Below are 25,259 nucleotides of genomic sequence, written 5' to 3'. Positions count from 1 at the left end.
ATGGCTGTCAATTGTGCCCGCATGGCCGATGCCGCTCTTGGCATCGGCGATTTTTCCCACGCTGCATCAATCAACACACAGGCGACGCATCGGCGCGGAGCAATACGCTGGGTCGCAGCGATTGTCTTGCTCGCAAGTCTTGCGGCGACTTCATTGTGGAGCGGTGAGGCACGGGCGCAGATCGTATTTCGCGAGACCTTCGGTTCGGCCAACACCACGCTGCCGACCGCGCAGAGTACCGCCGATGCCAACTGGCTCAACACCTGCCTCAACGGCGCCATCGTCAATGCCGGTGGCGACTCCGCTTCCGACGGCGCCGCGTCGACGCATTACCTGTATCACAACACCGCCGGCGGCGGAGCCTGCACCTACACTGCCGGCCAGGCGGTGTGGCGCACTGTTTCCGCGATCACGGTGGAGCCGAACAGGACCTATGTGTTCTCGTACTGGACGATGGTGGTCAACCAGGTCAGCGACCCCGTACTGACGCAGGCGATCACGCCGGACGCCGGCACGATCACCGTCGTCAGTACCGTCAATCCCGCTTATCCCGATACCAACAATGCCTGGATCCGGCGCATGGTGATCTTCACCACGAGCGCCACGACCACATCCGTCAACCTGCGCATCAACAATGCCAATGTCACTGCCACCGGCAACGACTTCGGTATCGACGACGTCATGCTGGCCACCATGCCGACGGTGACACTGACCAAGACCACTCAGAACGGATCGGGTGGTCCGTTCGGCTTCACCCTGACCAACACGAGCCGCACCACGGCCAGCGTCACGACCACCGCCGCCGGCACGCCGACGGTGGTGGATGGCGATCCGAACGCCGCGCTCACCGACTTCACCGCTTCCGCCGTCGGCGTGGCGATCACTGTCAACGAATCGTCGCTGCCCACCTTGTGGAATTTCAGCACCGCCAGTTGCACGAACTCCGCAGGCACGGCGGTGGGCACCTTGAGCGGCCGGCAGATCACGATTCCGGCAACGGCAGTAGTGCCCGGCGAGAGCTTCACGTGTTCGTTCGTCAACGCCACGCCGCCGAGCTTCGGCTCCTGTACTGCCGACATGTACCTGGGCGTGAACGTGCCGACGCAGCTCCACAGGATCGACGTCAGCACCAATCCGTTCACCTATCCCGCGATTGGTTCGCCGTATTCCTCTGGCTACAACGCCATGGGCTACGACCCCGCGAGCAACTATATTTTCGCGACGCGATGGGACGACGTCTCCGGCACTTATCGTCTGTTGCGTATCGCCGCCAACGGCGTGGTGCAGGATGTGGGCGCCATCGCCGGCGGCGGGATCAACGCCAGCGGGACGGGCATCGCCTCGGGCGAGGTGGGTGCGGACGGTTTCTACTACATCAAGGACAATGCTTCCGTTAATCAGTTGTGGCGGGTCGATCTCACCACGAGAACGGCAACTCTGATCACGCTCAATCGTGCCATCGCGTCGGCGGACCTCGCTTGGTACAACGGGCAGCTGTACGCGCACGACCAGCTCACCAACGACATCAACCGCATCAATCCCACCACGGGTGCCGTCACCACGGTCGGACCGTCGATGGTTGCAAACGGCGCCGATGCTTTCGGGTCGATGATCAGCGCCAGCAACGGCATCTTCGGCCGTCTCAACAGTGGTGGTTTCTACAGGTTCGATACGACGACCGGCCGGGGCACGCTGATCTCCAATGCGCCGGCGGGTTCCGGCGACGGCACCAAGTGCCCGACCAGCCCGTTGAACTTCCCGGCCGATCTGGCCATCACCAAGACCGACAACAGCACGACCTACACAGCGGGCACCAACGTCACCTACACCATCGTGGTCAGGAACAACGGGCCGTTCGGCGTGCAGGGTGCGCAGGTGACCGACCCGCTGCCGACCGGCATCACCTCGGCCAACTGGACCTGCGGCAGCGCCACCGGCGGCGGCGCGTGCGGCGCGGCCAGCGGCAGCGGCGCGATCAACACCACCGCCAATCTGCCCGCCAATGCATCGGTGACCTATACGCTGACATTGTTCGTGCCGTCGACTTTCTCGGGCAATCTGGCCAACACGGCCACCGTGACCGCGCCGGCCGGCACGGCCGATTCCAATTCCGCCAACAATTCCGCGAGCGATACGGATACCCAGTTCCCGCCGCCGTCCTCCAACATCGCCAACATCAGCTGCACCAGCGATGCCAGCCTGCTCAATACCGCCTACGACGGCGCAGGCGGGCGCCTGCCGTCCGGTCCGGATACCTATTGGCAGGTTGCGTTGACGACGACGCCCGTCACCGGCGCGCCGCCGGCCGGGTTGACCTACAACACCGCGGTCGTGGTGACGAATCCGCCGCCGGTCTACGTGACCTCGCCTTACGGCAATGCCAACTGGATCTCCCACGCCGCCGATGCGATTCATCCCACTGGCGTGAACTACGATATTTTCTACCGCTATCGGGTCAATCTGCTGCCGGGAACGAATCCGGCGACTTTCGATCCGAGGCTGGATTTCTACAGTGACAATGCGATCTACGAAATTTGGATCAACGGTGTGGCGCAAAACGTCCATTCCAATTACGGCGCCAGCGACCCCTATTTGTATCTCGGTTACCAGGCTGGCAACCAGGCTGCGGGCACGTTGACTGGCCCGTGGCAGAGCGGCCTCAACGAGATCATCGTGCATGTCAAGTCGGGGGCAGCCGCACAGGCCTTCCTGGCACAGGTCGCGCTGCCGCAGACGGTCTGCGATCCCGCTTCGGTGAGCTTGAACAAGGTCACGCGCGTCGTCGCGGGCGGGCCGTTCGGCTTCGGCCTGACCAACACCACGCAGACCAGCGGCACGGTCACCACCACCGCGGCCGATACGCCCGCCCAGGTCGACGGCGATGCTTCCTCGACCGGCACGGTGGAGCCCTTCACGGTCAGCACCTTCGGCACCGACGTCGTCATCACCGAGAACTCGCTGCCCACCGGTTGGTTGCTTGACGATGTGGTCTGTACTTCCAGCGGTACGCCGGTGGGGAACCGTTCCGGCAATGCGTACACGATTCCAGGCAGCCTGATCGATGCGAGCGGCGAGAGCTTCGTCTGCACGTTCACCAACATGCCGACGGTGAACCTGCGCATCGACAAGGCCGCCAATCCGGCCACGCTGCGCAGCGGCGACGATGTGATCTACACGATCACGGTCAACAACGACGGCCCGGGACCTGGCGACGGCGCGGTGCTGACCGATCCGGTGATCGCGGGCGTCGACTGCAGCGCCGGAACACTCGTGTGCGGCGCCGCGACCGGTGGTGCCGTCTGTCCGGTCTCGCCGAGCGTGCCCGATCTGCAGGGATCGGGCATCACGATTCCCACCTTCCCGGCAGGCGGCTCGATGCAGTTCACCTTGACTTGCACGGTGACCGCCACCGGCGAGCCGTGATTACCGCGTTCGCACGCCGCCCCGTCGCGTTCGATCGCTCCGGCACTGACTGAAGGTCGGTGCCGGCAGCCGTTCCATCGAGGACTGGCCGCATCGCGGCCGATGACGTTCGGTTTCTAGGAACGCGATCACATGTCCCGCGGTGTCAAGCCGGTGACCAGGGGTTTATATTCCTCTCACTCAATCGCGCAGCGAAAGTCCGGCGCGATACGGAACAAATCCCATGAGCAGTCGCTCTTCCGCCCCTCTATGGCGTGCGGGTCCATGGCGGGCGGTCTCCGCCTGGCTGGCGCGCGTGCCGATCGAAGATCCCGTCGACCGCCGCAACGCACCGATGCTGCAGATCGTGTTGCTGCTGCTCGGTGTCCTGCCGCCGCTGGCGTGGGCCTATCGATTGATGAGCGGCATCCCGTGGCGTCGCGGCGAGACGTTGAGCCTGAGTTTGAGCCTGGCGCTGAGCGCGCTGGCGATTTTCAGTTTCGTCCTGATCCGCCATGGCCGCCTGCAATGGGCCGTGCGCCAACTGATGGTGGTCGTGGCGGTGGCGATGATGCTGTCGTACGCGGGCAACGGTTTCGACGCGAACCGCTTCGAACATCCCGTGCAGGTGATGTGGCTGGTCATCGCAGGACTGATGGTCAATCGCAGCGCGTTGTGGCTGATGTATGGATGGACCGTGCTGGCGTTCGCGATCGGCGTCTGGCGCGATGTGCAGGCCAAGGTGGAAGCGGCCGCGTCGGTCATGAATCTGAGCGTGGACGCGGCGATCAGCGCCGTCATCTTCCTGTTCGTCGCGATCGTGGTTGACCGTAGCATCGCGGCGCTGCGCGAAAGCCTGGGCGTCGCCATGCGCCGCGGCGACGAGCTCGCACAGGCCAACCGGCTGCTGCAGGCCGAGATCGCCGAACGCGAGCGTGTGCAGGTGCAGCTGATCCATGCGCAGAAAGTCGAAACCATCGGCCGCCTGGCCAGCGGCGTGGCGCATGATTTCAATCATCTGCTGGGCCTGATCCTGGGCTATTCGAATCTCGCCGGGCGCGCCTCGGACGACGAAGAGCTGCAAAAGATGCTCGGGGGCGTGGATTCGGCCGCGCGGCGTGCGATGGCGATCAGCCAGAAGCTGCTCAACTTCAGCCGCAGGGATCTGGCCCGGCCTGAAACGTTCGACGCGTGCATCGCGCTGCGCGAAATGCAGCTGCCTTTACGACAACTGTTCGATCCGGCGGTCGAGATCGCTTTCGCGCTTCCCGAACGACCGGTTCCGATCCACTTCGATCGCACGCATTTCGAACTGGTCATCCTGAACATCGCGGCCAATGCCGATCACGCCATGCCTGAAGGCGGGCGGTTCTCGATCGCGTTGAAGCAGTTGCGGGACGATGTTTCTTCCATCGTCCTCGAGCTCAGCGATACCGGTCATGGTATGAACGAAGAGGTGCGCGCGCGCATCTTCGAGCCGTTCTTCACCACCAAACCGAACGGGGAGGGCACCGGGCTCGGATTGGCGGTGGTGCGCGATCTCCTCGTCAATGCATCGGGTCACATCGATGTGGAGAGCGAGGTCGGTATCGGGACCACTTTCAGGATCCGTCTGCCAGGAGGCGCGGCCTTGCCTGATCCGGGAGAGCACAGGATTGCCGCGTGGCAGCCCGGATCGATTGCCGCCGAGCGGGATTAGCGTTGCAGCCGCGCGATGATGGCATCCGCCAGACGCTCGGTCGCGCCCGGCGCCAATCCGAGAAACAGCGATGGTTCGATGAGCTCGACTTCCTGCACCCGCACCAGGCCGTCGTCATCGGTGGCGACGTCGACACGCGCATAGAGCCAGCCTTCGGGCAACGCGGCGGCCACGGTGTCGGCGATCGCGACTTCCCGCGGATCGGGCATTTCGATCGCCTGCGGCTCCTCGAAACCGCGACGCGCGGAAGTCAACGTCGGCGGCCGCCGCACCGCATGGCTGAGCCGGCCATCGATATAGATGTAGGAGCGTTCGCCTTGCACCTCGAATGTGCTGAGGTACGGCTGCAGCATCAGGTCGTTCTCCGACGACAACGCATCCACGACCGGTTGCAGCGCAGCGGCATTGTCGTGATCGACGACGTGCGTGCCGGTCGCGCCCGCTGAAATCGCAGGCTTGACGACCAGTTGCGACCATCCGGTTTCGCGCAGGACGCGCTCCAGATTCGGCACGCTGCCGCGAGCGAACCATTGGGTTGGCGTGATCGCGATGCCCTGGTCCGCCAGTTCGCGCAGATAGCCCTTGTGTAGATTCCATGCCACCAGCCGCGCGGGGTTGTGCAGCACTGAGATCGTCTCGACCGTCTCGGCCCAGGCGCGGAAGGCGGCCGCGTGCAGGTGACTATCCCAGGTCGAGCGGATGACGACGGCGCGCGCGGAACGCCATGACGCTGCCGGATCGTTCCAGACCACGGGGCGCGCGTCGAGTCCCCTGGCGGCGAAGGCTGTCAGCAGGCCGCGATCATCCTCGGCGAGATCACGAAGTTCGGCACTGGTGGCGATTGCGATATCCATTCGATGTCCATGCGTTGCGAAAAGCCTGCGCCGACGTCAAACAGAACGCGATCGATCAGGCGAGGGCTGTCGAGGATACAACGACACGAGATGTCGTGACACACCGACGGTGACTACGATCATAGGCATGTATGACGAGATTTATATCTGGATCTGCGTGCTTCGCCTGGATGGCTCTGGCGCGAAAGGAAAGGCGCACAGACCGATGCTGTGCGCCTTTCCCGCGCACATATCAGGGGATACGAACGAACTTGACGGCGCCTGCGCGCTGACAGCCGGTGTGGATGGTATTCGTGACCGACTGTCCAGCAGAGGTGCTTGCCTCATTGAAGTGGTACTGACCGAGGTCGACCCAGCCGGAACTACCGGTCCTGAAATTCAACGAGGACGTCTGGGTACCCGATGCGGTGCGAACCGTGATCTCCGCCTGCGTGTCCGCATTGGGATGGACCACCTTGTAGATGTAGACCTGATAGTTGCCGGACTGGTTGAAACCGGGCGCGAACACGGCGGCATCGCCGGCGGTGCACGAGTAGCGCTGCGGCATCAGTCCGAAGCCGGTGATGGTGCTGTCCGCCCAGCCCGCGCCGCTTTCGCTGTAACCGTAGCGGCCGTTCATCACATACTGATCGCGTTTGTAGAAACGGACGTTGTCGTAGATCTGAGCGGTACCGCCCGTGTCCACCGGCGCGATGTAGGCAAGCGCGGTCAGCCAGATATTGATCGGATCCTGGCGATAAGTATCCGTCGGATAACTCCGGGTGCAGTACTTGACGCCATCGAAATAGAAGTCGATCGCGCCCTCGCGCCAATCCGCGCCGTAGGTGTGCAGGCCATCCGCAGTGGATCCGCCGTTGGGCACGGTGTAAGTCGTACAACGGCTGGGGGTATTGTTCCCGGAACCTTCCTGACCATTCCAGATCTGCAGGCCGCTCGGGATGGAGCGCGGGCTCTGCGAGTCGATTTCCGACTGGTCGATTTCGAGCCAGCGTCCGGCCGCGAAGGTGCTTTGGCCGTCGCCGGCCATCATCCAGAACGAGTTGTGCCAGCCGCGATTGGACGTGGTGCGCGCCTGAACTTCGAAGTAGCCATAACCGAACTTCTGTTTGCTGACGACACCGCCGCCGGTGTAGTTGTAGGTAACGCCGTTGACGACGTTGGTCTCGGCTTCCATCAGCAGATTGAGCTGGTTGTTGACGATCACCGCGTTGTCCGTTTCCTGCACGCTCAGCCGCTTGGCATCGGTGCGAAAGTTCCAGAGCGATGTGTTGACGGCGGTGCCGGTGAAGGTGTCTTCCCACGCGATGCCGTAGAGCGGCGAGGGTGGGGCCGCGTATGCGGTTTGGTCGAGCGTGGGTGTCAGAACGAGTACGGAGAGCAATGTGAGCCGAATGCCACGAGCGTGAAAGCTAGACATGCGTTTCTCCTGTGTCGGCGCATGGAAAGATGGCGGGGGCCGACCCCCGCCTGCGCGCGTCACGCGCGATGCTTGAGAGATTCCTCGTGATGGAAATCAGGGGACGCGGACGAACTTGACAGCCCCCGAGCGCTGGCAGCCGGAACGGACAGTGTTCTTGACGTACTGCGCGGTGCCGGAGTTTCCATAGTTGAAGTAGAACTGACCGAGGTCGATCCAGCCGGAACTGCCGGTGGTGAAGTTCACGGAGGTCGTGCTGGTGCTGGTCGCGCCGTGCACGGTGATTTCCGCCTGCGTGTCCGCGTTCGGATGCACGACCTTATAGATGTAGACCTGGTAGTTGCCGGATTGGTTGAAGCCGGGTGCGAAAGTGGCGGTATCGCCGGGGGTGCAGGAATAGCGCTGCGGTATCTTGCCGAAACCGGTGAGCGTGCTGTCGGCCCAACCTCCGCCGCTTTCGCTGTAACCGTAGGGGCGGTCGTTCATGATGTACTGGTCGCGCTTGTAGAAGCGGACGCTGTCGAAGATCTGAGGCGTGCCGCCTGTGACCACCTGGGCGCCGTTGGCGATGATGGTCAGCCAGATATTGACCGGATCCTGGCGGTAGGTGTTTGTCGGATACGCGACGGTGCAATATTTGACGCCGTCGAAGTAGTAATCGATCGCGCCTTCGCGCCAATCCGCGCCATAGGTATGGAGATCATCAGCCGACGATGTGGTGAGAATCTTATTGGGGCAGCGTGGAGCTCCAAGGCTGGCGCCATCTTCTACGCCATCCCAGATGTTCAGGCCGCTCTGGATGACCTTGGGTGCTCCCGTCTCGATTTCGAACTGATCGATTTCGAGCCAGCGACCCGCCGCATAGGTGTCATGGCCGTCGCCGGCCATCATCCAGAACGCGCTGTGCCAGCCGGGATTGGATGTGGTGCGTGCTTGGACCTCGAAATAACCGTAACCGAATTGCTGCTTGCTGATGACGCCGCCGCCTGTGTAGTTGTAGGTGATGCCGTCGACGACATTCGTTTCGTTTTTCAACAAAATATTGAGCTGATCGTTGACGATCACGGCGTTTTCTTTCTTCTGAAAGCTTTTCAGCTTTGCATCCCTGCGAAAGTACCAGCGCGTCTCGTCGACTGCTGCGCCGGTGAAGGTGTCTTCCCATGCGATTCCATAGAGCGAAGAAGGCGGCGCTGCATGCGCGGCCTGGTGAAGCGTGGGTGCCAGAACGAGCGTGGAGAGCAATGCGAACCGAATGCCACGAGCGGGAAAGCTAGACATGCGTTTCTCCTGTGTCGGCACACGGATAGGTGGCGGGGGCCGACCAGCCCGCCTGCGCGCGTCATGCGCGATGCTTGAGCAATTCCTTTTCGCGGATGGCGATTCCGAGGCCGGGTGCCTGCGGCGCGGCGAGGTATCCGTTGTCGAGCGTGATCGGCTGTTCGATCACGGCGTTACCGATGGGATTGCGGCCGATCCAGTATTCGCAGACCAGGCTGTTCGGCATCGCGACCGCGAGATGCGCGCTGGCGGCGACATGGATCGCCGAGCCGATGCTGACATGCGGCTGGAAGGCAAGTCCGAAGTCGTCGGCGAGTTCGGCGATGCGGCGGCATTCGGTGATGCCACCGGCGCGGCACACGTCGGGCTGGACGATGTCGATCGCGCCGGCGCGGATGAGTTCGACCACCTCGTGCCGCGACATGATCGAATCGAGCGCGATCGGGATCGAGAGCGCCCGCGCGAGTTCGGCATAGCCTTCGACGTCCTCGGGCGGGATCGGCATCTCGAAGAAGCCGACGCCGAGTGCTTCGAGCTCGCGGCCCAGCCGCATCGCGTCGGCGCGCGCGTAGACGCCCGCGGCATCGGCGTAGATGGCGAAATCCTCGCCCATCGCATCGCGTATCGCGCGGATCGTGCGCAGATCGCCGCGCACGCCGCGACCGATCGCGATCTTGACGCCGGGATAGCCGGCTTCGCGCAATGCGCGTGCTTCATCGACGAGTTCGGCCAGCGCTTCATCCGGTGCATCCAGTGGCAGCGCCGGCAGGCCCGAGGCGTAGACGCGCACCGCATCGCGCATGCGTCCGCCGAGCAGCGTCGAGATCGGTGCCCCGGCGGCCTGCCCGGCGAGATCCCACAATGCGATGTCGACGCCGCTGATCGCTTCGAGCCAGAAGCCCGCGCGATGTCCGCGCACGCGCATCCCGGCGTACATCCGCTCCCACAACACCGTGGTCTCGCGGGGATCGGCACCGAGGACGATATCCGTGAGCAGCAATTCGATGATCTTCGCGGTGACCTGGGGCGCGACCGGTGCCTTCGCCTCGCCCCAGCCGACATGGCCGGTATCGGTTTCGATGCGTACGACCACGGTGTCGATCGTCTTCGAATAGACGAAGCGGCGGCGCAAGGGCGGCGGATATTCTGTCGAAAGCTCGCCAGGTCCGTGCCGTTCGCTGCCCCAGGCGCGGCTGCCCCAATAAGGTTTCGTATCGGTGGGCTGGGCCTGGATCGGAACGGCTTCGACACGGACGATCTTCACTTCGCGCTCCTCGCAAGCATGAGCAGGAGCGGCCCTTGGCCCCAGGGGAAAATGCCGAAGGGCCGGGTCGCATAGACATGGGGTTCGCCGACCGGCGTCGCATCGCTCACCAATCCGAGCGCGCCGCTTTCATCGACATGACGCATGACGGCTGCGCGCGCGCGTGAAGCTACGGTGGCGTAGGCGCGGTCGATCAGTCCGCATGCGATCGCGACGGGCAGCGTCGCCGCGATCATCGCGGCGAGCGTGGTTTCCAGATAACTGCGTTGATCGGTGAGGATGGTATGGAACAGTCCGGTCGAATCCTGGCGCGCGGTCAGTTCCGCGACCAGCGAGGCGAGACGGTCGCGCAATTCGTCATGCGCGGGATGCGTTCGCGGCAACACTTCAAGCGTTTCGATCAGGCCCATCAGTGCCCAGCCGTTGCCGCGCGCCCAATAGGCGCCGTTGCGTCCCGCGTAATGTTCGTGGCCATGACGAAACAGGCCGCCGGAGTCGTCCTGCAGCGCGCGTGCGTAGCCGAGCAGTTCGTCGGCGGCCTGGTCGAAGTAATGGTCCTCGCCGGTCGCGATCGCCAGTCGCGAGAGAAACGGGCCATCGATATCCATGCAGTCGACCCAGATCTGGTGACGCCAGCCGGGCGTATCCGGTCGATGACAACGCGCACCGGTGGCGGCACCCGGCGTGAAGCCGGCATTGAGCGCGGCCAGTGCGCGCGCGGCTTCGAGCATCGCCGGATCGCGTTCGCGCTCCCAGATCGCGAGCAACTCGCGGCCGGGCGCGACATGATCTTCGTTGGTGCGCGCGACGCCGCGTCCGAGCCAGCCGCGCATCAGGCCGAGCACGTATCCGTAGTAGGTGGGATCATCGAGCACATCACCAGCGGTGATCAGGCCACGCAATGCGATCGCCTCGCCGAAGCCCCACAGCCGGAAATTCCAGCGGGCCGTCGTCGCGGCGACGCGGACGAGCAACTGCCGTTCGGGCGCGATGGGCAAGGGCGGGCCGGCCTGTGAGCCGGCCGCCTGCCAAGATCCGGTCGCTGACGCCACCTTCACTCTCCCCACTCCATGAGGGCGCGGACAGTATCACTAAATTAGCAACATATCAATCGGTATGCGGCAAGTTTTGTCATTATTTCAATTTAATGTTACTTATACAGTCACACAAGGGGTCGCCGATGAAAGAAGACAGTCCGCGCTTCGGCCAGCACCGCAATACGGGCTGCCGCCTGCGCGATTTCGTGTGGCGCGGCCGCCGCTGCCTGTCGCTCGAAAACGAGACGCTGCGGGTCGTGCTGTGCGCCGACAAGGGCGGCGACATCCTGGAATTGCTGCACAAGCCGACCGACACCGAAATGCTGCATCAGGCGCCGGCGGGACTGCCGCACGCGCTCGATGGCGCTTCGTCGCCGCTGGCCGTCGGTGCCTTCCGCGACCAGTTCCCCGGTGGCTGGTATCTGATGCTGCCGAACGGTCCCATGCCTTGCCAGCATCGCGGCGCCGACTATGGCCAGCATGGCGAAGCGACCTTCCTCACCTGGGAGGTCACGTGCGACGAGGATCGGCCGGAGCGGATCGCGATCACGCTGCACACGCGGTTGCGACGCACGCCGCTGGCGGTCGAACGTCGCGTGTCGCTGGAGCAGGGCAGCGGAACGCTGCGGCTGGACGAGCGCATCACCAACGAGGCGGGGCATCGGATCGAGGTTTTGTGGGGACATCATCCAACCTTCGGTGCGCCGCTCATCGAAGCGGGCACGCGCATCGATCTTCCCGTGAGCATCGAAGCCGCTGCCGATCTTTTGATCGTGCCCGACGACGCGACGAAGCTGCATGACTTCACGCGCTTCGATCGCGTGAGCGAGGGCTGGTTCGCCGTGTCGAATGCGCGTCGTGGCGCCGGTGTCGCGCTGCGCTGGAATGAGCAGCATTTCCCGGTGCTGGGGCTGTGGCGGATGCTGGGTGGAGAAGGCGATTACCCGTGGTACGGCGCGCGCAGGATGATCGCGCTGGAACCCGCCTGCGATCTGCCCTCGCTCGCGGAAGCGGCGCAGCGTGGCACGGCGATCGGTCTCGCGCCGAATGAAACGATCGCGACGCGAGTCGAGGCAACACTGTTCGCGCCGAACGGACGCGTTCGCGGCGTGGATTGGGGTGGCTCGATCGAGTTCGAGGAAATCAGGTTCGAGGAGGGCGTGGCGTGATCAGAGCGATCATTGGGGTGGAGCCACGGCGATGATGACGCTGCCCGACGCCGCGCGCTCGTGTCCGCTGATCGCCATCTTGCGTGGCGTGCATCCCGATGAAGTGGTCGACATCGGCGCCACGCTGATCGACAGCGGCTTCACGATCATCGAGGTGCCGTTGAACTCGCCATCGCCTTTCGAAAGTATCGAAGCGCTGGCGGCTGCCTTCGGCGACCGCGCACTGATCGGTGCCGGAACGGTGCTGACCGCCGCCGAGGCCGATCAGGCGGTCGATGCGGGCGCCCGCTTGCTGCTGGCGCCGAATTTCGACAGTGACGTGGTGTGGGCGGCACGCGAGCGAGGTGTCGAGGTGATGCCGGGCGTCGCCACGATGAGCGAGGCGTTCGCGGCGCTTTCGGCCGGCGCGGCCGCGTTGAAGCTGTTTCCCGCGCGCGAGCTTGGCGCGGGCACCGTTTCGGCATGGCGCGCGGTGTTGCCGGCCGAAACGCTCGTGTTCGCCGTTGGCGGCATCGACGACAACAACCTGACGCCGTTCCTCGACGCCGGCGTCGCCGGTTTCGGATTGGGGAGCAGCCTGTATCGTCCGGGCGATGACGCCGCCACGGTCGCGCGCGCAGCCGAATGCGCCATCGCGGCCTGGCGCGGCGCCGAAGCGAAGAGGAAAGCACGCTGACGATGGATGCGATGCGCCGCGAATCCTCGATCGCGCCCGTCGCCGCACCGGCGTATCGCGACTTCGCTGCTTCCACGATCGAGCCGACGCAGGTGCTGCCGCTCTGGCCCGATGCGATGCCCGGATTGCCGGCGCCGCCGATCACCGAATTCGTCGACGAGCAGATTCTCGAAAACGGGCTGCGCAAACGTGTGGCGCATCGGGTGACGTATCCGACGCTGTCGTATTTCGCACCGCGTGAGCCGACGGGCGCGGCGGTGCTGCTGATTCCCGGCGGCGGGTATCAGCGAGTCGGCATCGATCATGAGGGATACGAGTACGCGCGCTGGATGGCGTCGCTGGGTGTCGTGGGGTTCGTGCTCAAGTATCGGCTGCCCGTGGACCGCTGGGGCGCCGGGCCCGACGTCGCGTTGCAGGATGCACAGCGCGCGATGCGATTGATCCGTCATGGCGGACAGGGCCGATGGGCTATCGATCCCAAGCGCGTGACGGTCTTCGGTGCGTCGGCCGGCGGGCATCTCGCGGGCAGTCTTGCCATCCGTTTCGACGATCATGTCTATCCGGCCGGCGATGAAGCGGACCGATTGCCGGCGCGTCCCGACGGATTGGTGCTGCTTTATCCGGTGATCTCGATGGTCGAGTGCGCGCATGCGGGCAGCCGCGAAGCGTTGTTCGGCGCCGCGCCGACGGCGGCGCAGCTGGCGGCCTATTCGCTCGAACGGAATGTGACCGCGGACATGCCGCCAATACTGCTGATCCACGCGGCGCAGGATCGCGAAGTCTCGGTCGAACAGTCCGTGCTGATGTATCAGGCGGTGCGGGTGGCCGGTGGCGCCGCCGACATGCATCTGTTCGAGGAGGGTGATCACGGTGTCGGACTGCGCGCCGATCCGTCGTTGCCGATCGCCGGCTGGCCGGGACTGGCGCGACGCTGGCAGGTGCGTCATGGATTGGCGTGAAGAACGGTACGATGCCAGCGATGCTCTAGCCGCGCGCAGGCGGCACGGCTAATCTGCACACATGCGCGTCAAGCCGAATGCCCAGCCGAACCAGAGCCTGATTGATGGAATCCTGACGCTGCAGGCGTTGGCCTCGGCGCCCGAGCCGATCGGATGCCGCGAACTGGCGCGTCAGCTCGGCGCCAACGCGACGCGCGTGAACCGGCTGCTGAAGACGCTGGCCTACATGGGCATCGTGCGCCAGACCTCCGATCGCAAGTACACCTCCGGCCCGGGCATGCACGTGCTGGCCGCGCAAAGCCTGTTCGCGTCCGGCCTGATCCAGCGCGCGTTGCCGGTGCTCGAACGATTGCGCCGGTTCGGCCACACGGTGGCGATGGGCGTGCTCTGGAACGACAGCGTGAGCTATCTGTTCCACGCGCCGCCCGGCATCGAGGCGGCACGCGGATTGGGCCGCATCGGCCTGCTGCCGGCCACCACCAGCGGCATCGGCATCGTGCTGCTGTCGCAACTGCAGGACGAGGACGTGCGCGAGCTGTATGCCGATCGCGAGATCCCGCGGTTCCCGGCCGGCATCGACAGCCTGCTGGAATTGCTCGCGCGCACGCGCGAGCAGGGCTACGCGCGCGTGCATGTGGCCGATGATCGCGACCATCACATCGTCGCCGTGACGGTCGGGACGCCGGTGTATGCCGGGATCGCGATGTCCGGCTGGATTCCCGAGTCGGCCACCGCCGAGCTGGTCGAGGCCTTGCGCTCGGCGGCGCAGAGCATTGGTTGAGCGCCTCACCGCATCGTTATTTGCTTTGTTGCTAATTTAGTAATACTTTCCCGATCGTCCTGGCGGGGAGTGTGGGCATGGCGATGACAGAGGGTGGAGGCGGGGGGCGCGGCTGGTTGCGTTGGATCCTGCTCGCCCTGCTGTTCTTCTCGACCATCCTCAACTATCTCGACCGCCAGGCGCTGTCGATCCTCGCGACCACCATCCAGGCCGATCTCGATATCAGCGACCTGGAATACGCGCACATCGTCCAGGCATTCCTGCTCGCCTACGCGGTGGCCTTCCTGGCCGCGGGGCGGATCACGGACTGGCTGGGCTCGCGCTGGGCGCTGACGCTGTTCGTGACGTGGTGGTCGATCGCCAATCTGCTCACGGGCCTGGCGCGCAATGTCTGGCAGCTCGGTGCCGCGCGTTTCGCGCTTGGCCTGGGCGAGCCCGGCAATTACACGGTCGGTGCCAAGGTGGTATCTGAACGCTTTCCGCCCGCCGAGCGCGGTCTCGCCATCGGCATCTACACCGCCGGCGCGATGATCGGCGCCACGCTGGCGCCGCCGCTGATCGGCGGCGTGGCGATGGCCTATGGCTGGCGTTCGGCTTTCTTCGTCACCGGCGCGGCCGGACTGGTGTGGCTGATCGGATGGCTGTGGCTGCATCCGCGCGAAGCACGCCCGCCACGGCCGGCCGACGCGCGCGGCGAGCGCGCGCTGTGGGGCGATCTGCTGCGCGATCGTTCGCTATGGCTGTTCGCGCTCTCGCGCGCGGTGGCCGATCCGGTCTGGTACTTCTACCTGTTCTGGTTTCCCAAATATCTCAATGACCAGCGCGGTATGACGTTGACCGCGATCGCGGCGTCGGCATGGCTGGTCTATCTCGCGGCCGACATCGGCAGCATCGGTGGCGGCGGGATTTCCAGCGCGATGATCAAGCGCGGCATGGCGCCGGTGCGCAGCCGCATGCTGGCGATGTCCGGCGCGGCGATGCTGGCGCCGATCGGCGTGTTCGCGGCCTTCCATCCGACCTTGCCGCTGTTGTTCGCGATCGCATCGCTGGTGGTGTTCGCGCATCTGGTGTTCCAGATCAATATCGGCGCGCTGGCGGTGGATCTGTATCCGACCCGTTATATCGCCACGGCGTTCGGCATCATCGGCGCCGGCAGCGCGTTCGGCGGCATGCTGTCGGCGCAGGTGGTGGGCAACCTCGTCGCGGGAGGCAATTTCGATCGCAGCTTCCTGATCATGGCGACCTTGCATCCGCTGGCGCTGGGCGTGTCATGGCTGGCGGTGCGGTCGGCGCCGCGCTCGCGACTGATCACGAATGCCGCGGCGTCGGATCAGGACAACGGTTCGGCGTAATCCCAGAAGCGCTGGCCGGGACGAACGCCAAGGCCCGGTCCGCCGGGCAGGCGATAGCTGCGATCGGCGTAGGCCATATCGGTGTCGAGCAGTTCCAACGCGCGCGCGAACACCGAGTGTTGCCATTCGTGCCGCCACAGGCCGGGCACGGTGACCGAAGCGTGCAGGCTCGCGGCGAGGAACAGTCCCGTGCCGATGGTCGCGTGCGGTGCCGTCTGCACGCCGTCGGCTTCGGCCAGTGCGTTGATGCGGAGGAACTGGGTGATGCCGGTGTGTCCCATCTCCGGCTGGATGAAGCGCACCGACTGCTGCGACAACCGCAAGCGCACTTCGTATTCGGTGTACCACTCCTCGCCGGCGGCGATCGGCGTCGGCGAATGCGCCGAGAGCCAGGCCAGACCGGCGACGTCCTCCGGCTTCACCGGCGCCTCGACGAAATGCAGGCGATACGGCGCCAATTGTTCGATCAGCGCAAGTGCTTCGTCCGCCGAGAATTTCCAGTGCAGGTCGGCCATCAGCAACGCGTCGTCACCGAGTGCCTCGCGCAAGGCGGCGACTTCCTCGACGATGCCTTCGCTGCTGATCACGGCGTGGATCTTGAACGCGTCATGGCCCTGTTCGCGGAAGCGGCGTGCCATCTCGACGCGCCCTTCCAGTGTCGAAGCGGGCAATCCCGACAGGTAACCCGGCACGCGCTCGCGTTGCCGCGAACCGAGCATCTGCCAGAGCGGCAGGCCATGCGCGCGGGCGCGCAGGTCCCACAGCGCGATGTCCAGCGCGGTTATCGCATCGACATGGAATCCCGAGTTGCAGCCGCGCACGCGCATCAGGCCGTACAGATCGTCCCAGATCCGCTCCACGTCTTCCGGATTGCGGCCGATCAGCTCGGGCGCGAGCAGGTCGTTGATGATCTCGCAGGTCGCCCGCGGCGCGCAGATGCCATAGGTTTCGCCCCAGCCCTCGCTGCCGTCGGCGCAGGTCACGCGCACCGCCACCGAGCGATCGAGCGACGGATAGATCGTGCCATTGCCCTTGCGTACCACGTAGCCGCGCGCGTTGACGCGCTCGCCTGGGCCGAGCGGACCCAGGTAGGGCGTGTCGCGCGGCACGGTGACGATGAAGGTTTCGACCTTGGTGACGAGAGGATTCATGCGGGCATGCGGGCGCGGTGCTCGGACACGCCGTCGATGGGGACCAGATCGGCGATGCGTGCGAGCATGGCATCGAGTTCGTGCTGATCGTACCTGTCCAGCGCCGGTCCGGGCGCGCGGACGTGATCGCTGTCGATCAGGCCGCGCCGCAGCAGCACCGCCTTGGTCAGCCGCCAGCGGAACACCGCCTGCATGTTGAGCAGGGGCAGGGTGCGTTCGAACAGGTCGCGCGCGCCGCCGACGTCGCCGCGCTGGAAGCGCGCCAGCATCTCCACGTGGACCTCGGTGATCTCGCAAGCGGGCATGGTGCCGATGGCGCCGCGCTGCAGCTCGTCGATCACGTGGCGCGCGCCGGCGCCGCCGAACACCGCATCGAGCGCATCGCCGGCCTCGGATGCGAGCGCGGTGATGCGATGGCCCGAAGGCGCGGTTTCTTCCTTGACGTAGCGGATTCCCTCGACCGCTCGCACCAGCGCCGCGATCTGCGCCACGCCCAGCCCGATCCCCATCGGCGCGGGCGCGTTCTGCAGCATGATCGCGATACCGGATGTGGCATGGATGTTGTGGAAGTAGTGCGCCATCGCTTCGGGATCACCCGCGTGCGCGTGTGGCGTGAGCACCATGGCGGCGACGGCCCCGACATTCGCGCCGGCGCGCGCCAGACGCGCCGCCACCTCGGCATCGGGATGGCTGGCACCGACGATCAGCGGGACGCGTCCGTTGATCCAGCCGCCGAGCGCCGCCGTCACTTCCAGTCGCTCGTCCACCGACAGCATGTCGTATTCGCTGGCCAGGCCGGGGAAGACGACGCCCGTTGCGCCGGCGGCCAGGATGTATTCGAGCACATTGCGAGTGCCGTCCAGATCGAGCGCGCCCGAAGAAGTGAAAATCGTCGGGAGTATGGGAAATACGCCAGCCGGCTTCTTCATGCGCCGTGTCCTTGAACTTGCAGATGGAAATCGATGAAACCGGCCTCCGGAACGGCGAAGCTCCGGGGGCCGTGTTGCCTGGGTCTTGCCCTGCGGATTATTATTGCTATAATAGCGACAAATGGCAACGGAGCCGCCTGAGCGGACGGGCGGTTCCGAACGACAAATCCGTAGAGGTAAGGAGCGACCGGGAGGGAGCGCTCTGATCGGCCAGCCGGATGCCCGCGGTAACGTGCGGCATGCAGGGTGGCGATGCCCGGTTCGCTCCCCATTGAGGGAGGACACCGTAATGCGCAATACCCGCCGTACGATCCTGTCGTCGCTGCTTGCGCAGGTGTTGTTCGCCTCGCTGCCGGCAACTGCTCAATCCGCTGCTCCGGACACACCGAGCACTCCGGAACGGGCGCCGACACCGCAACCGCAAACCGGCAGCACCGCGCAGGACCAGAGCCAGGCCGGGCCACCGCAAGGCGCCGCGACACAGCAGGGTCAGGACGGCGTCCAGACCATGGAGCGGATGACCGTGCGCGGCATCGCCGGCAGCCTGGAAGCCTCGCGCGACATCAAGCGCGATTCGCCGCAGATCGTCGACGCGATCGTCGCCAACGACATCGGCAAGCTCCCGGACACCAACGTCGCCGAATCGCTGGGGCGCGTCGCCGGCGTGCAGCTCGAACGCGGCATGGGGCAGGGCAGCGACGTGCTGGTGCGCGGCTTGCGCGAGAACGTTTATCTCTACAACGGCCGTCCGATCTACGACGCCACTGGGCGCGGCGGCAACGGCCTCGATCAGCTCAACACATCGACTTACGGCTTGCTGACCCTGGTGCCTTCCGAACTGATTTCACGTCTGTCGGTCACCAAACTCGCCGGCGCTGATCAGATCGCGGGTGGATTGGGCGGCATCATCGACATCGAAACGCGCCTGCCGCTGTACGGCGACGGCACGCAGAACGTCGCGAGCTTCTCCGGCAGCTATGACGAGCTGGCGCGCAAGAGCGGCGGGCAGGGCTTCGCGCTGTTGTCCCTGCGTTCCGAGGATCAGCGCTTCGGCGCCATGCTCGCCGCCACCTACAGCCAACGCGAGGTGGTGCAGCAAGGGCTCGACACCTTCTCCGGCTACGCGGCCTTTAAGGACAGCAACAACGACCCGACGCGCACGCGCTTCGGCAGCACCGACATGCGCGCGCAGGCCATCGACGACGATCGCAAGAAGGTCGGCGCCAGCATCATCCTGCAATGGCGTCCCGTCGACGGCGTCGAGATCACCGCCGACACCTTCTATTCGAAGCAGAACGCCAATCGCGATCGCTACTGGCTGGCGTTCAATCCCAGCGCCAACATCAGCAATGCGGTCTATTCGGACAACGACATCCTGGTCGCCGGCCGTTCGACCGGCCCGGTGCAGGCCAACACCGAGATCGCCGACATCGACAGCGACATCTGGTCGACGGCGCTGAAGGCCACCTTCAATGCGAGCGAGCATCTGGACGGCTCGGTCGAGGCATCCTACGGCCGTTCCAGCGCCCGATACCACCAGCGCTACATGCGTCTGCAACCGATGGCCGGCATCACCTCGGTGGTCGACTTCGATCTGCGGGATGGCGATTTCGGCAGCTTCAACATCAGCGGCGTCGATCTGACCGATCCGTCGCAGATGCGCCTGTCGATCCTGTTCGACAACGACTACCGCGCCCAGACCGACAACCGCGGATTGCGCACCGACTGGACCTGGAGCTTCGATTCGGGCGCAGTGCGCGCGCTGGATTTCGGCGTCCGCTACAACAAGCTGGAGAGCGAGCAGAATCCCTCTCGCGCCGACATTCGCCCCGCCGGTGGCATTCCGGCAACGGCGCTCGGTGATTTCCTGCGCACGTACAGCAACAACAACTTCATGCGCGGCGAGTTCGACGGGTTGCCACGCAGCTTCCTGGCCAGCTACCGCGAGGCGTTCAGTGGTTGCGCGGCGTTCGGCGCACTGCCTCAGATCAGTCGCGACCCGCAGTGCCTGGACGGCATCAACAATCCGCAGGCCTATGCCAGCACCTTCGACATCAACGAGGATTTCTTCGAGGGCTACACCAAGCTCGACTGGGACACCCAGGTCGGCGGCATGCCGCTGACGGGCAACGTCGGCGTGCGCTACGTGCAACGCGAACTGGATTCGCGCGGCTATCTGCTCGGCGTCAACAACGTGCCGCAGTCCATCGACTACACCCGCACCGATCGCGAGTGGCTGCCTTCGGCGACCGCCAAGCTCGACATCACGGACAAGCTGGTCCTGCGCGGCGGCGCGGCGCGCGTGGTGGCGTTCCCCAACACGGAAGATCTCAACAACGGCGTGATGCTGTACAACAACGCCGTGTTCGAGGGTGGGGTACAGATCACGCCCGGTACCGGTGTCGGCGGTGCGCCGGCGCTCGATCCGTTCAAGGCCGATCAGTACGACCTGTCGCTGGAGTACTACTACGACGAGGGCGCGTTGCTCTCGGCGGGCCTGTTCTACAAGGACGTGTCGACCTTCATCGTGCAGCGCCAGAACGCCGAGACCTACGGTGGCGTCAACTATCTGATCAATCGCAAGGTCAACGGCGATCAGGCCACCATCCAGGGCGCGGAATTGCTCGCGCAGGTGCCGTTCACCTTCCTGCCGGGCGCGCTGAGCAATTTCGGCGTCGTCGCCACGTATACCTACATCGACTCCAAGACGCCGATCAAGGATGTCACCGGGCGGTCGCTGACGTTCCCGGGCCTGTCGAAGAACAACGCCAACCTGATCCTCTACTACGAAACCGGTCCCTTCAACGCCCGTGTCGCGTACAACTGGCGCGACAAGTATCTGGTGGGCTTGTCGGCCGCGGCCACCGGCATCTACAACGACACTTATTCGGACCTGGCGGCCTCGATCGGCTACGATTTCAGCGACCGGCTTTCGTTGCAGGTGGAGGCGAGCAATCTGCTCGACAGCCAGCAGCGCACCTACGACGGCAGCGACGAAGGGCTACGCACCAACGTCGTATATGGCCGGAACTACATGGCGACGATGACCTGGCGTTTCTGAGGGCAGATATGCAGAACAGGAAGGCGTGGAGGTGAACGGCGTATCGTTGGCCGGTCGTGCGGCGATCGTCACCGGCGCGGCGAGCGGTATCGGCGCCGAAGTGACGCGCCGGTTGCGCGAGCAGGGTGTGCGCGTCGGCGGCATCGATCTGCGGCCGGCGCCGGAAGCCACGTTGTCGCTGCAAGCCGACTTGCGCGACGACGCAGCCCTGGCGACGGCGGTGCGGGCCGCCACGGCGGCACATGGCGCGGCGACGATCCTGGTGCACTGCGCGGGAGTCTGTCCGCCGGGATCGGTGCTCGATTCGGAAGATGCGTTGTATCTGGACATCTACGACAGCAATGTCGTGTCCGCGGTACGCCTGCTGCGTCATTGCGTTCCCGGCATGCGTGATCTCGGCGGCGGTTCGGTGGTGGTCGTGTCGTCGATCAATGCGCGTTTCGCCACGCCGAATCTGGCCGCCTATGCGGCGAGCAAAGCGGCACTCGAATCGCTGGTGCGCACCGCCGCGCTCGAATTCGCGCCGTGGCAGGTGCGCGTCAATGCCGTGGCGCCGGCTTCGATCGATACGCCGATGCTGCAGGCTTCGTTCCAGCGCGCCGATGATCCTCAAGCCGCGCGTATGCGCAACATCGGCCGGCATCCGCTCGGCCGTCTCGGCACCGCGGAGGATGTGGCGGAACTGGCGCTGTTCCTGGCGGGCGAAGGAAGCCGCTGGATCACCGGCGGGGTTTTTCCGGTCGACGGCGGCGCCGGCATGACGCGGAGCTGAGGACGGCGAATGGGGCAGGATTTCATCGCGATCAACTGGGGCAGCTCCAATTTCCGCACGTATTTGTTGAACGAAGCCGGTGTCGTGCAGGACGCCTGGATCGAGGCATCCGCCATCGCCGCGCTCGATCGGCCGGCCATGGAAGCCAGGGTCGAGCAGGTCGGTCAGCGCTGGCCCAACGTGGGAAGCCTGTATGCCTGCGGCATGATCGGTTCGAATATCGGTTGGGAGGAAGTCGCTTACGTCGATTGTCCGATCGGTCTCGATGGACTCGCGTCACGGCTGCATTCCACGCGCATCGCCGGACGCATCATGCGCATCGTGCCGGGATTGGCTTGCCGTCGTGCCGCCGACGGTGCGCCGGACATCATGCGTGGCGAGGAAACCGAACTGTTCGGCCTGCTGTGCGCGGGTCGTCTGCCGCGCGACGGCATGGTTGCCTTGCCCGGGACGCACAGCAAATGGGTGCGGATCGTGGATGGCCGTGTCGAGGAATTCATGACGGCGATGTCCGGCGAGATCTTCGATCGACTCACCGCCGCGGGTTTGCTCGCGTCGATCGTTGGCGCGCCGGCGACCCCCGGCCCTGCATTTCACGCAGGCGTGCAGGCAGGCGCGCGCGGCGCGCTGGGGCTGGGCACTTTGCTGTTTGGTGCCCGCGCGCGCGTGATTCGCAAGGAACTCGCGCGTGACGACGCGGCATCGTACCTGCGCGGGTTGCTCATCGGTGCGGAAATCGCCGATGTCCAGGCCACGTATCCACTCACAGCCGATCAAACGATCACATTGATTGGCGCAGGCCCGGTCTGCGCGATGTACGCGGAAGCGCTGGCGCGCTTGAATCTGAATTCGGCAACCGTCGATGCCGCCGACGCCACGACGAAGGGATTTTCAGCATTGCATGCGGCTGCGATGTCGGTGGCTTGATCCGCAATTACTTCAAGAGAAATCCTTACGGATCGTGGGGTTTCCTCCAATATCCTGATCGCATTTCATTCTCGTCATCAGACAGGATTTCGCCGCGAATGGAACGCGGCGATAAATGCCCTAATTAAACCTAATTGCAACGAAAAGTATCCACTCGTATGCTGGATTATGTGAGGCGTGCGTCGGATTTTTTTGATTGCAGTAGGTGCGGCTGTATGCCTGTTGATTGATGTCATTTCAATGATGAGGAATTGCCATGGGTTTGCGATTTGGTCCAGATTTTCCAAAAGAAACTTACATTCCACATGCCTTTCAGGAGGCAACGATCGATCTCGGCGAGGTCGTGATGAACTACGCCGTGGCCGGCGAGGAATCGGCCCCGGCACTCCTGCTGCTTCCTGCGCAGGCTGAATCCTGGTGGGCCTACGAGGCCGCAATGCAGCAGCTGGCGGCCGATTACCGTGTTTATGCGGTCGATTTGCGCGGCCAGGGAAAAACGACACGAACGCCAGGCCGTTATACCGTCGATAACATCGCCAACGATGTGGTTCGCTTCATCCAGCTGGTCATCGGGCGTCCGGCCATCGTTGCCGGGAATTCGTCGGGCGGCGTCGTTGCCGCATGGCTCGCTGCTTACGCGCCGCCAGGTTTGGTGCGCGCGGTGTACCTGGAGGATGCGCCGATCTTCAGTTCCGAACTCACTCCCGCTTGTGGCAATGGCTTGCATCAATCGGCGGTCAGCAATTTGTTCTGGCTTTTCAGTACCTATTTGGGCGATCAATGGTCCGTTGGTGACTGGGAAGGCATGATCGCCGCAGCGCCCTCGAAAATTCCCCCGTGGGTGCTGGCATGGATTGCAAAATCGGATGGCCCGCCGCAGAACCTCAAGGAATATGATCCGGAGTGGGGGCGTGCCTTTCTTTCCGGAACCGCGACGGCCGGCTGCAGCCAAAAGGAGATACTGCAATCGGCCAAGGTGCCCATGCTTTTCACTCACCATTACCGCGGGGCTGACCCTGTTACGGGCGAGCTGCACGGGGTGGCATCGGATCTTCAAATCAACTACGCACGTACTTTGGTCGAAAAGGCGGGACAGCGCTTCGACTACCAATCTCTGCCGGACAAGACACATGCCCTGCATGAGGCGGAACCGGAGTTGTACGTTTCTATTCTCAAAGAATGGGCGAAGGGTTTGGTGTAGGCAGATGTTTGGATGCCGTTCCCGTTTCGGCTCGGCGCCCAAATAGGCAAGCGCTGCGTTGAGTGCGCAGCGCTTGCAAGTTACGTCAAATTTTCAGTGGACTGAATGTTCAGGGGAGCGGCGTCGGCTCCACCGGATTCCCGACCGGAATCTGCGAGCAATTTTGCGGCGCCGCGAAACCCGCGAACCGGCCGTTCACCCAGAGCAGCATCTCGGGAATCCATTGCAAGGTGGCCCCGACATGGCTGAGCAACGGATTCTCGCTGTATTGGACCTTGACGCCGCGCGAACAATAATCGCGGGCCAGCGTCCGCACGTCGCCAGCGATCATGACGCCGTCGCCGCGGCCGATGCCCGGTTTATTGCCCAGCGTTCCTTCGAGTTCTCCAGCGGCGCCCTGCACGATATGCAATGGCACTGACGGTGTGCCGCCCGTGCTCATGATCAGATCGTTCGCGGCTTCCACGAGTACCGGGACCTTCTCCGGAATCTGGTATTCCGGCTTGGCGATCGCGCTCCACGTCAGTCCGGGATACTGATACAGGACGTTGATGATCGAGGCCTTCTGCAGCCGTTCGTTGAGCGTCAAGCCGTAGTCATTGAGATAGGGTTTCAGATCGATATCGAACGAGCGCGCGATGCCGATGAGTGCTGCGGGCATGATCCCGGCCCATCCCAGGCTGCCTTCGACGTAGTGCAGGTTGTGCAACGGCTGCACCAGCACGCCGCCCATCGACGCTCCGATGATGCGCTTGTCCATGTCGGGCGCATAACCGGGTGCAAGCTCGGCCGCCCATTCGGTTGCGATCGCGCCGCCGGAATAGCCGATCAGCGCGGCTTTGGTATAGCTGGGCAGACCGACTTCCCGCGAGTTGAACGTGGCCCGCAAGGAATCCAGGGTATTCATGCCGTACTCCGGCCCGGCCGCGAAGTTTGCCTGCTGGCCCTGGGTGTCCGGGATCGTGATGCTGTAACCCTGGCTCAGAAGCGGAGCGATCAGCAGCGATTCGACATTCGGGATCAACCCGCCGAGCGTCACCCCGCCCGAGATCGCATACGACGGCTCATCATCGGGATTGAGCGAATCGTAGAACGACTGATACGAGACCAGCTTCTTCGGGCCGAAGTACAGAACCGGTTGGACCACGGACGTGACATTCACCGTCGCCTGTCCGAGCTGTCCCGTCGAGCGATACAACAGCTGTGTGTTCTTGATCGGCAGCGGAAACCCGATGACGTGGTAAGGGATGGTGCGGGTCTTCAACACCGTGCCAGGTGCAATGTCTTCCAGCGGTGTGCTGCCGTCGTATCGGTAGAACGGATCCTGGCC

General features: G+C 64.3%; 19 protein-coding genes. 11 read left to right on the top strand and 8 right to left on the bottom strand.

Translation table 11 applies throughout. From position 1 onward, the window contains the following. Window positions 1–126 precede the first annotated feature (126 nt). On the top strand, window positions 127–3,423 hold the full coding sequence (locus LG367_RS15055) for a DUF11 domain-containing protein (RefSeq protein ID WP_226470089.1): 3,297 nt from the start codon (window positions 127–129) through the stop codon (window positions 3,421–3,423). Window positions 3,424–3,646: 223 nt separating this feature from the next. Next, entirely contained in the window at window positions 3,647–5,101 is a 1,455-nt protein-coding gene (locus tag LG367_RS15050) for a sensor histidine kinase (RefSeq protein ID WP_226470088.1), read from the top strand. On the opposite strand, the gene LG367_RS15045 is transcribed toward LG367_RS15050, so the two are convergent. The 5 genes from LG367_RS15045 to LG367_RS15025 form a co-directional block, all read right to left on the bottom strand. After that, entirely contained in the window at window positions 5,098–5,955 is an 858-nt protein-coding gene (locus LG367_RS15045; protein ID WP_226470087.1) for an ATP-grasp domain-containing protein, read from the bottom strand. The genes LG367_RS15050 and LG367_RS15045 overlap by 4 nt on opposite strands. 232 nt (window positions 5,956–6,187) lie before the next feature. Further along, window positions 6,188–7,372, bottom strand: a complete 1,185-nt coding sequence (locus tag LG367_RS15040; protein ID WP_226470086.1) for a family 16 glycosylhydrolase — start codon at window positions 7,370–7,372, stop codon at window positions 6,188–6,190. Window positions 7,373–7,468: 96 nt separating this feature from the next. Further along, window positions 7,469–8,614 carry a family 16 glycosylhydrolase gene (locus LG367_RS15035; RefSeq protein ID WP_226470085.1) on the bottom strand — a complete coding sequence of 382 codons (1,146 nt, stop codon included), beginning with the start codon at window positions 8,612–8,614 and terminating at the stop codon, window positions 7,469–7,471. 97 nt (window positions 8,615–8,711) lie between these two features. Continuing rightward, a complete protein-coding gene (locus tag LG367_RS15030) occupies window positions 8,712–9,914 on the bottom strand; it encodes a mandelate racemase/muconate lactonizing enzyme family protein (RefSeq protein WP_226470084.1) in 1,203 nt (400 codons plus the stop codon). Beyond that, complete coding sequence (locus LG367_RS15025; protein ID WP_226470083.1) at window positions 9,911–10,966, bottom strand: glycoside hydrolase family 88 protein; 1,056 nt, start codon at window positions 10,964–10,966, stop codon at window positions 9,911–9,913. Before LG367_RS15025 ends, LG367_RS15030 begins: the two co-directional genes overlap by 4 nt. Window positions 10,967–11,094: 128 nt before the next feature. Here LG367_RS15025 and LG367_RS15020 point away from each other — a divergent pair, with 128 nt between their 5' ends. The 5 genes from LG367_RS15020 (at window position 11,095) to LG367_RS15000 (ending at window position 15,888) form a co-directional block, all read left to right on the top strand. Further along, a complete protein-coding gene (locus tag LG367_RS15020; RefSeq protein ID WP_226470082.1) occupies window positions 11,095–12,120 on the top strand; it encodes a DUF4432 family protein in 1,026 nt (341 codons plus the stop codon). A 31-nt stretch (window positions 12,121–12,151) separates the two neighbouring features. Beyond that, complete coding sequence (locus LG367_RS15015; RefSeq protein ID WP_226470081.1) at window positions 12,152–12,796, top strand: 2-dehydro-3-deoxy-6-phosphogalactonate aldolase; 645 nt, start codon at window positions 12,152–12,154, stop codon at window positions 12,794–12,796. Further along, a complete protein-coding gene (locus LG367_RS15010; protein WP_226470080.1) occupies window positions 12,745–13,755 on the top strand; it encodes an alpha/beta hydrolase in 1,011 nt (336 codons plus the stop codon). The genes LG367_RS15015 and LG367_RS15010 overlap by 52 nt, the downstream gene beginning before the upstream one ends. 61 nt (window positions 13,756–13,816) lie before the next feature. Then, window positions 13,817–14,536: an IclR family transcriptional regulator gene (locus tag LG367_RS15005; protein ID WP_226470079.1), complete on the top strand. Its 720-nt coding sequence runs from the start codon at window positions 13,817–13,819 to the stop codon at window positions 14,534–14,536. Window positions 14,537–14,613: 77 nt separating this feature from the next. Next, window positions 14,614–15,888, top strand: coding sequence for an MFS transporter (locus tag LG367_RS15000; protein ID WP_226470078.1), 1,275 nt, complete (start codon window positions 14,614–14,616; stop codon window positions 15,886–15,888). Here the strand turns inward: LG367_RS15000 and LG367_RS14995 are convergent. Together LG367_RS14995 and LG367_RS14990 are read right to left on the bottom strand one after the other, a co-directional pair. Continuing rightward, a complete protein-coding gene (locus tag LG367_RS14995; protein WP_226470077.1) occupies window positions 15,867–17,039 on the bottom strand; it encodes a mandelate racemase/muconate lactonizing enzyme family protein in 1,173 nt (390 codons plus the stop codon). The two genes, LG367_RS15000 and LG367_RS14995, sit on opposite strands and share 22 nt — an antisense overlap. Continuing rightward, on the bottom strand, window positions 17,036–17,968 hold the full coding sequence (locus tag LG367_RS14990) for a dihydrodipicolinate synthase family protein (protein WP_226470076.1): 933 nt from the start codon (window positions 17,966–17,968) through the stop codon (window positions 17,036–17,038). The genes LG367_RS14995 and LG367_RS14990 overlap by 4 nt, the downstream gene beginning before the upstream one ends. Before the next feature lie 289 nt (window positions 17,969–18,257). Here LG367_RS14990 and LG367_RS14985 point away from each other — a divergent pair, with 289 nt between their 5' ends. The 4 genes from LG367_RS14985 to LG367_RS14970 all read left to right on the top strand — a co-directional run bounded on the left by LG367_RS14985 (window position 18,258) and on the right by LG367_RS14970 (window position 23,929). Then, entirely contained in the window at window positions 18,258–21,029 is a 2,772-nt protein-coding gene (locus LG367_RS14985; protein ID WP_226470075.1) for a TonB-dependent receptor, read from the top strand. A gap of 31 nt (window positions 21,030–21,060) precedes the next feature. Then, a complete protein-coding gene (locus LG367_RS14980; protein WP_226470074.1) occupies window positions 21,061–21,801 on the top strand; it encodes an SDR family NAD(P)-dependent oxidoreductase in 741 nt (246 codons plus the stop codon). A 9-nt stretch (window positions 21,802–21,810) separates the two neighbouring features. Next, window positions 21,811–22,728 (top strand): 2-dehydro-3-deoxygalactonokinase, encoded by a 918-nt coding sequence (locus LG367_RS14975; protein ID WP_226470073.1) that lies wholly within the window; start codon window positions 21,811–21,813, stop codon window positions 22,726–22,728. 256 nt (window positions 22,729–22,984) lie between these two features. Further along, the gene (locus LG367_RS14970; RefSeq protein ID WP_226470072.1) at window positions 22,985–23,929 is read left to right on the top strand and encodes an alpha/beta hydrolase; all 945 of its coding nucleotides are present in this window, start codon (window positions 22,985–22,987) and stop codon (window positions 23,927–23,929) included. A gap of 109 nt (window positions 23,930–24,038) precedes the next feature. Here the strand turns inward: LG367_RS14970 and LG367_RS14965 are convergent. Continuing rightward, window positions 24,039–25,259, bottom strand: a 1,221-nt coding sequence (locus tag LG367_RS14965; RefSeq protein WP_226470071.1) for a lipase family protein, incomplete at its 5' end; no start/stop codon positions are given.

Source organism: Luteimonas panaciterrae, from assembly GCF_020511115.1.
Classification (GTDB): Bacteria; Pseudomonadota; Gammaproteobacteria; order Xanthomonadales; family Xanthomonadaceae; genus Luteimonas; species Luteimonas panaciterrae.
Note: the sequence above shows the minus strand (reverse complement) of the source record. Positions and strands in the feature narration are given on the sequence as shown.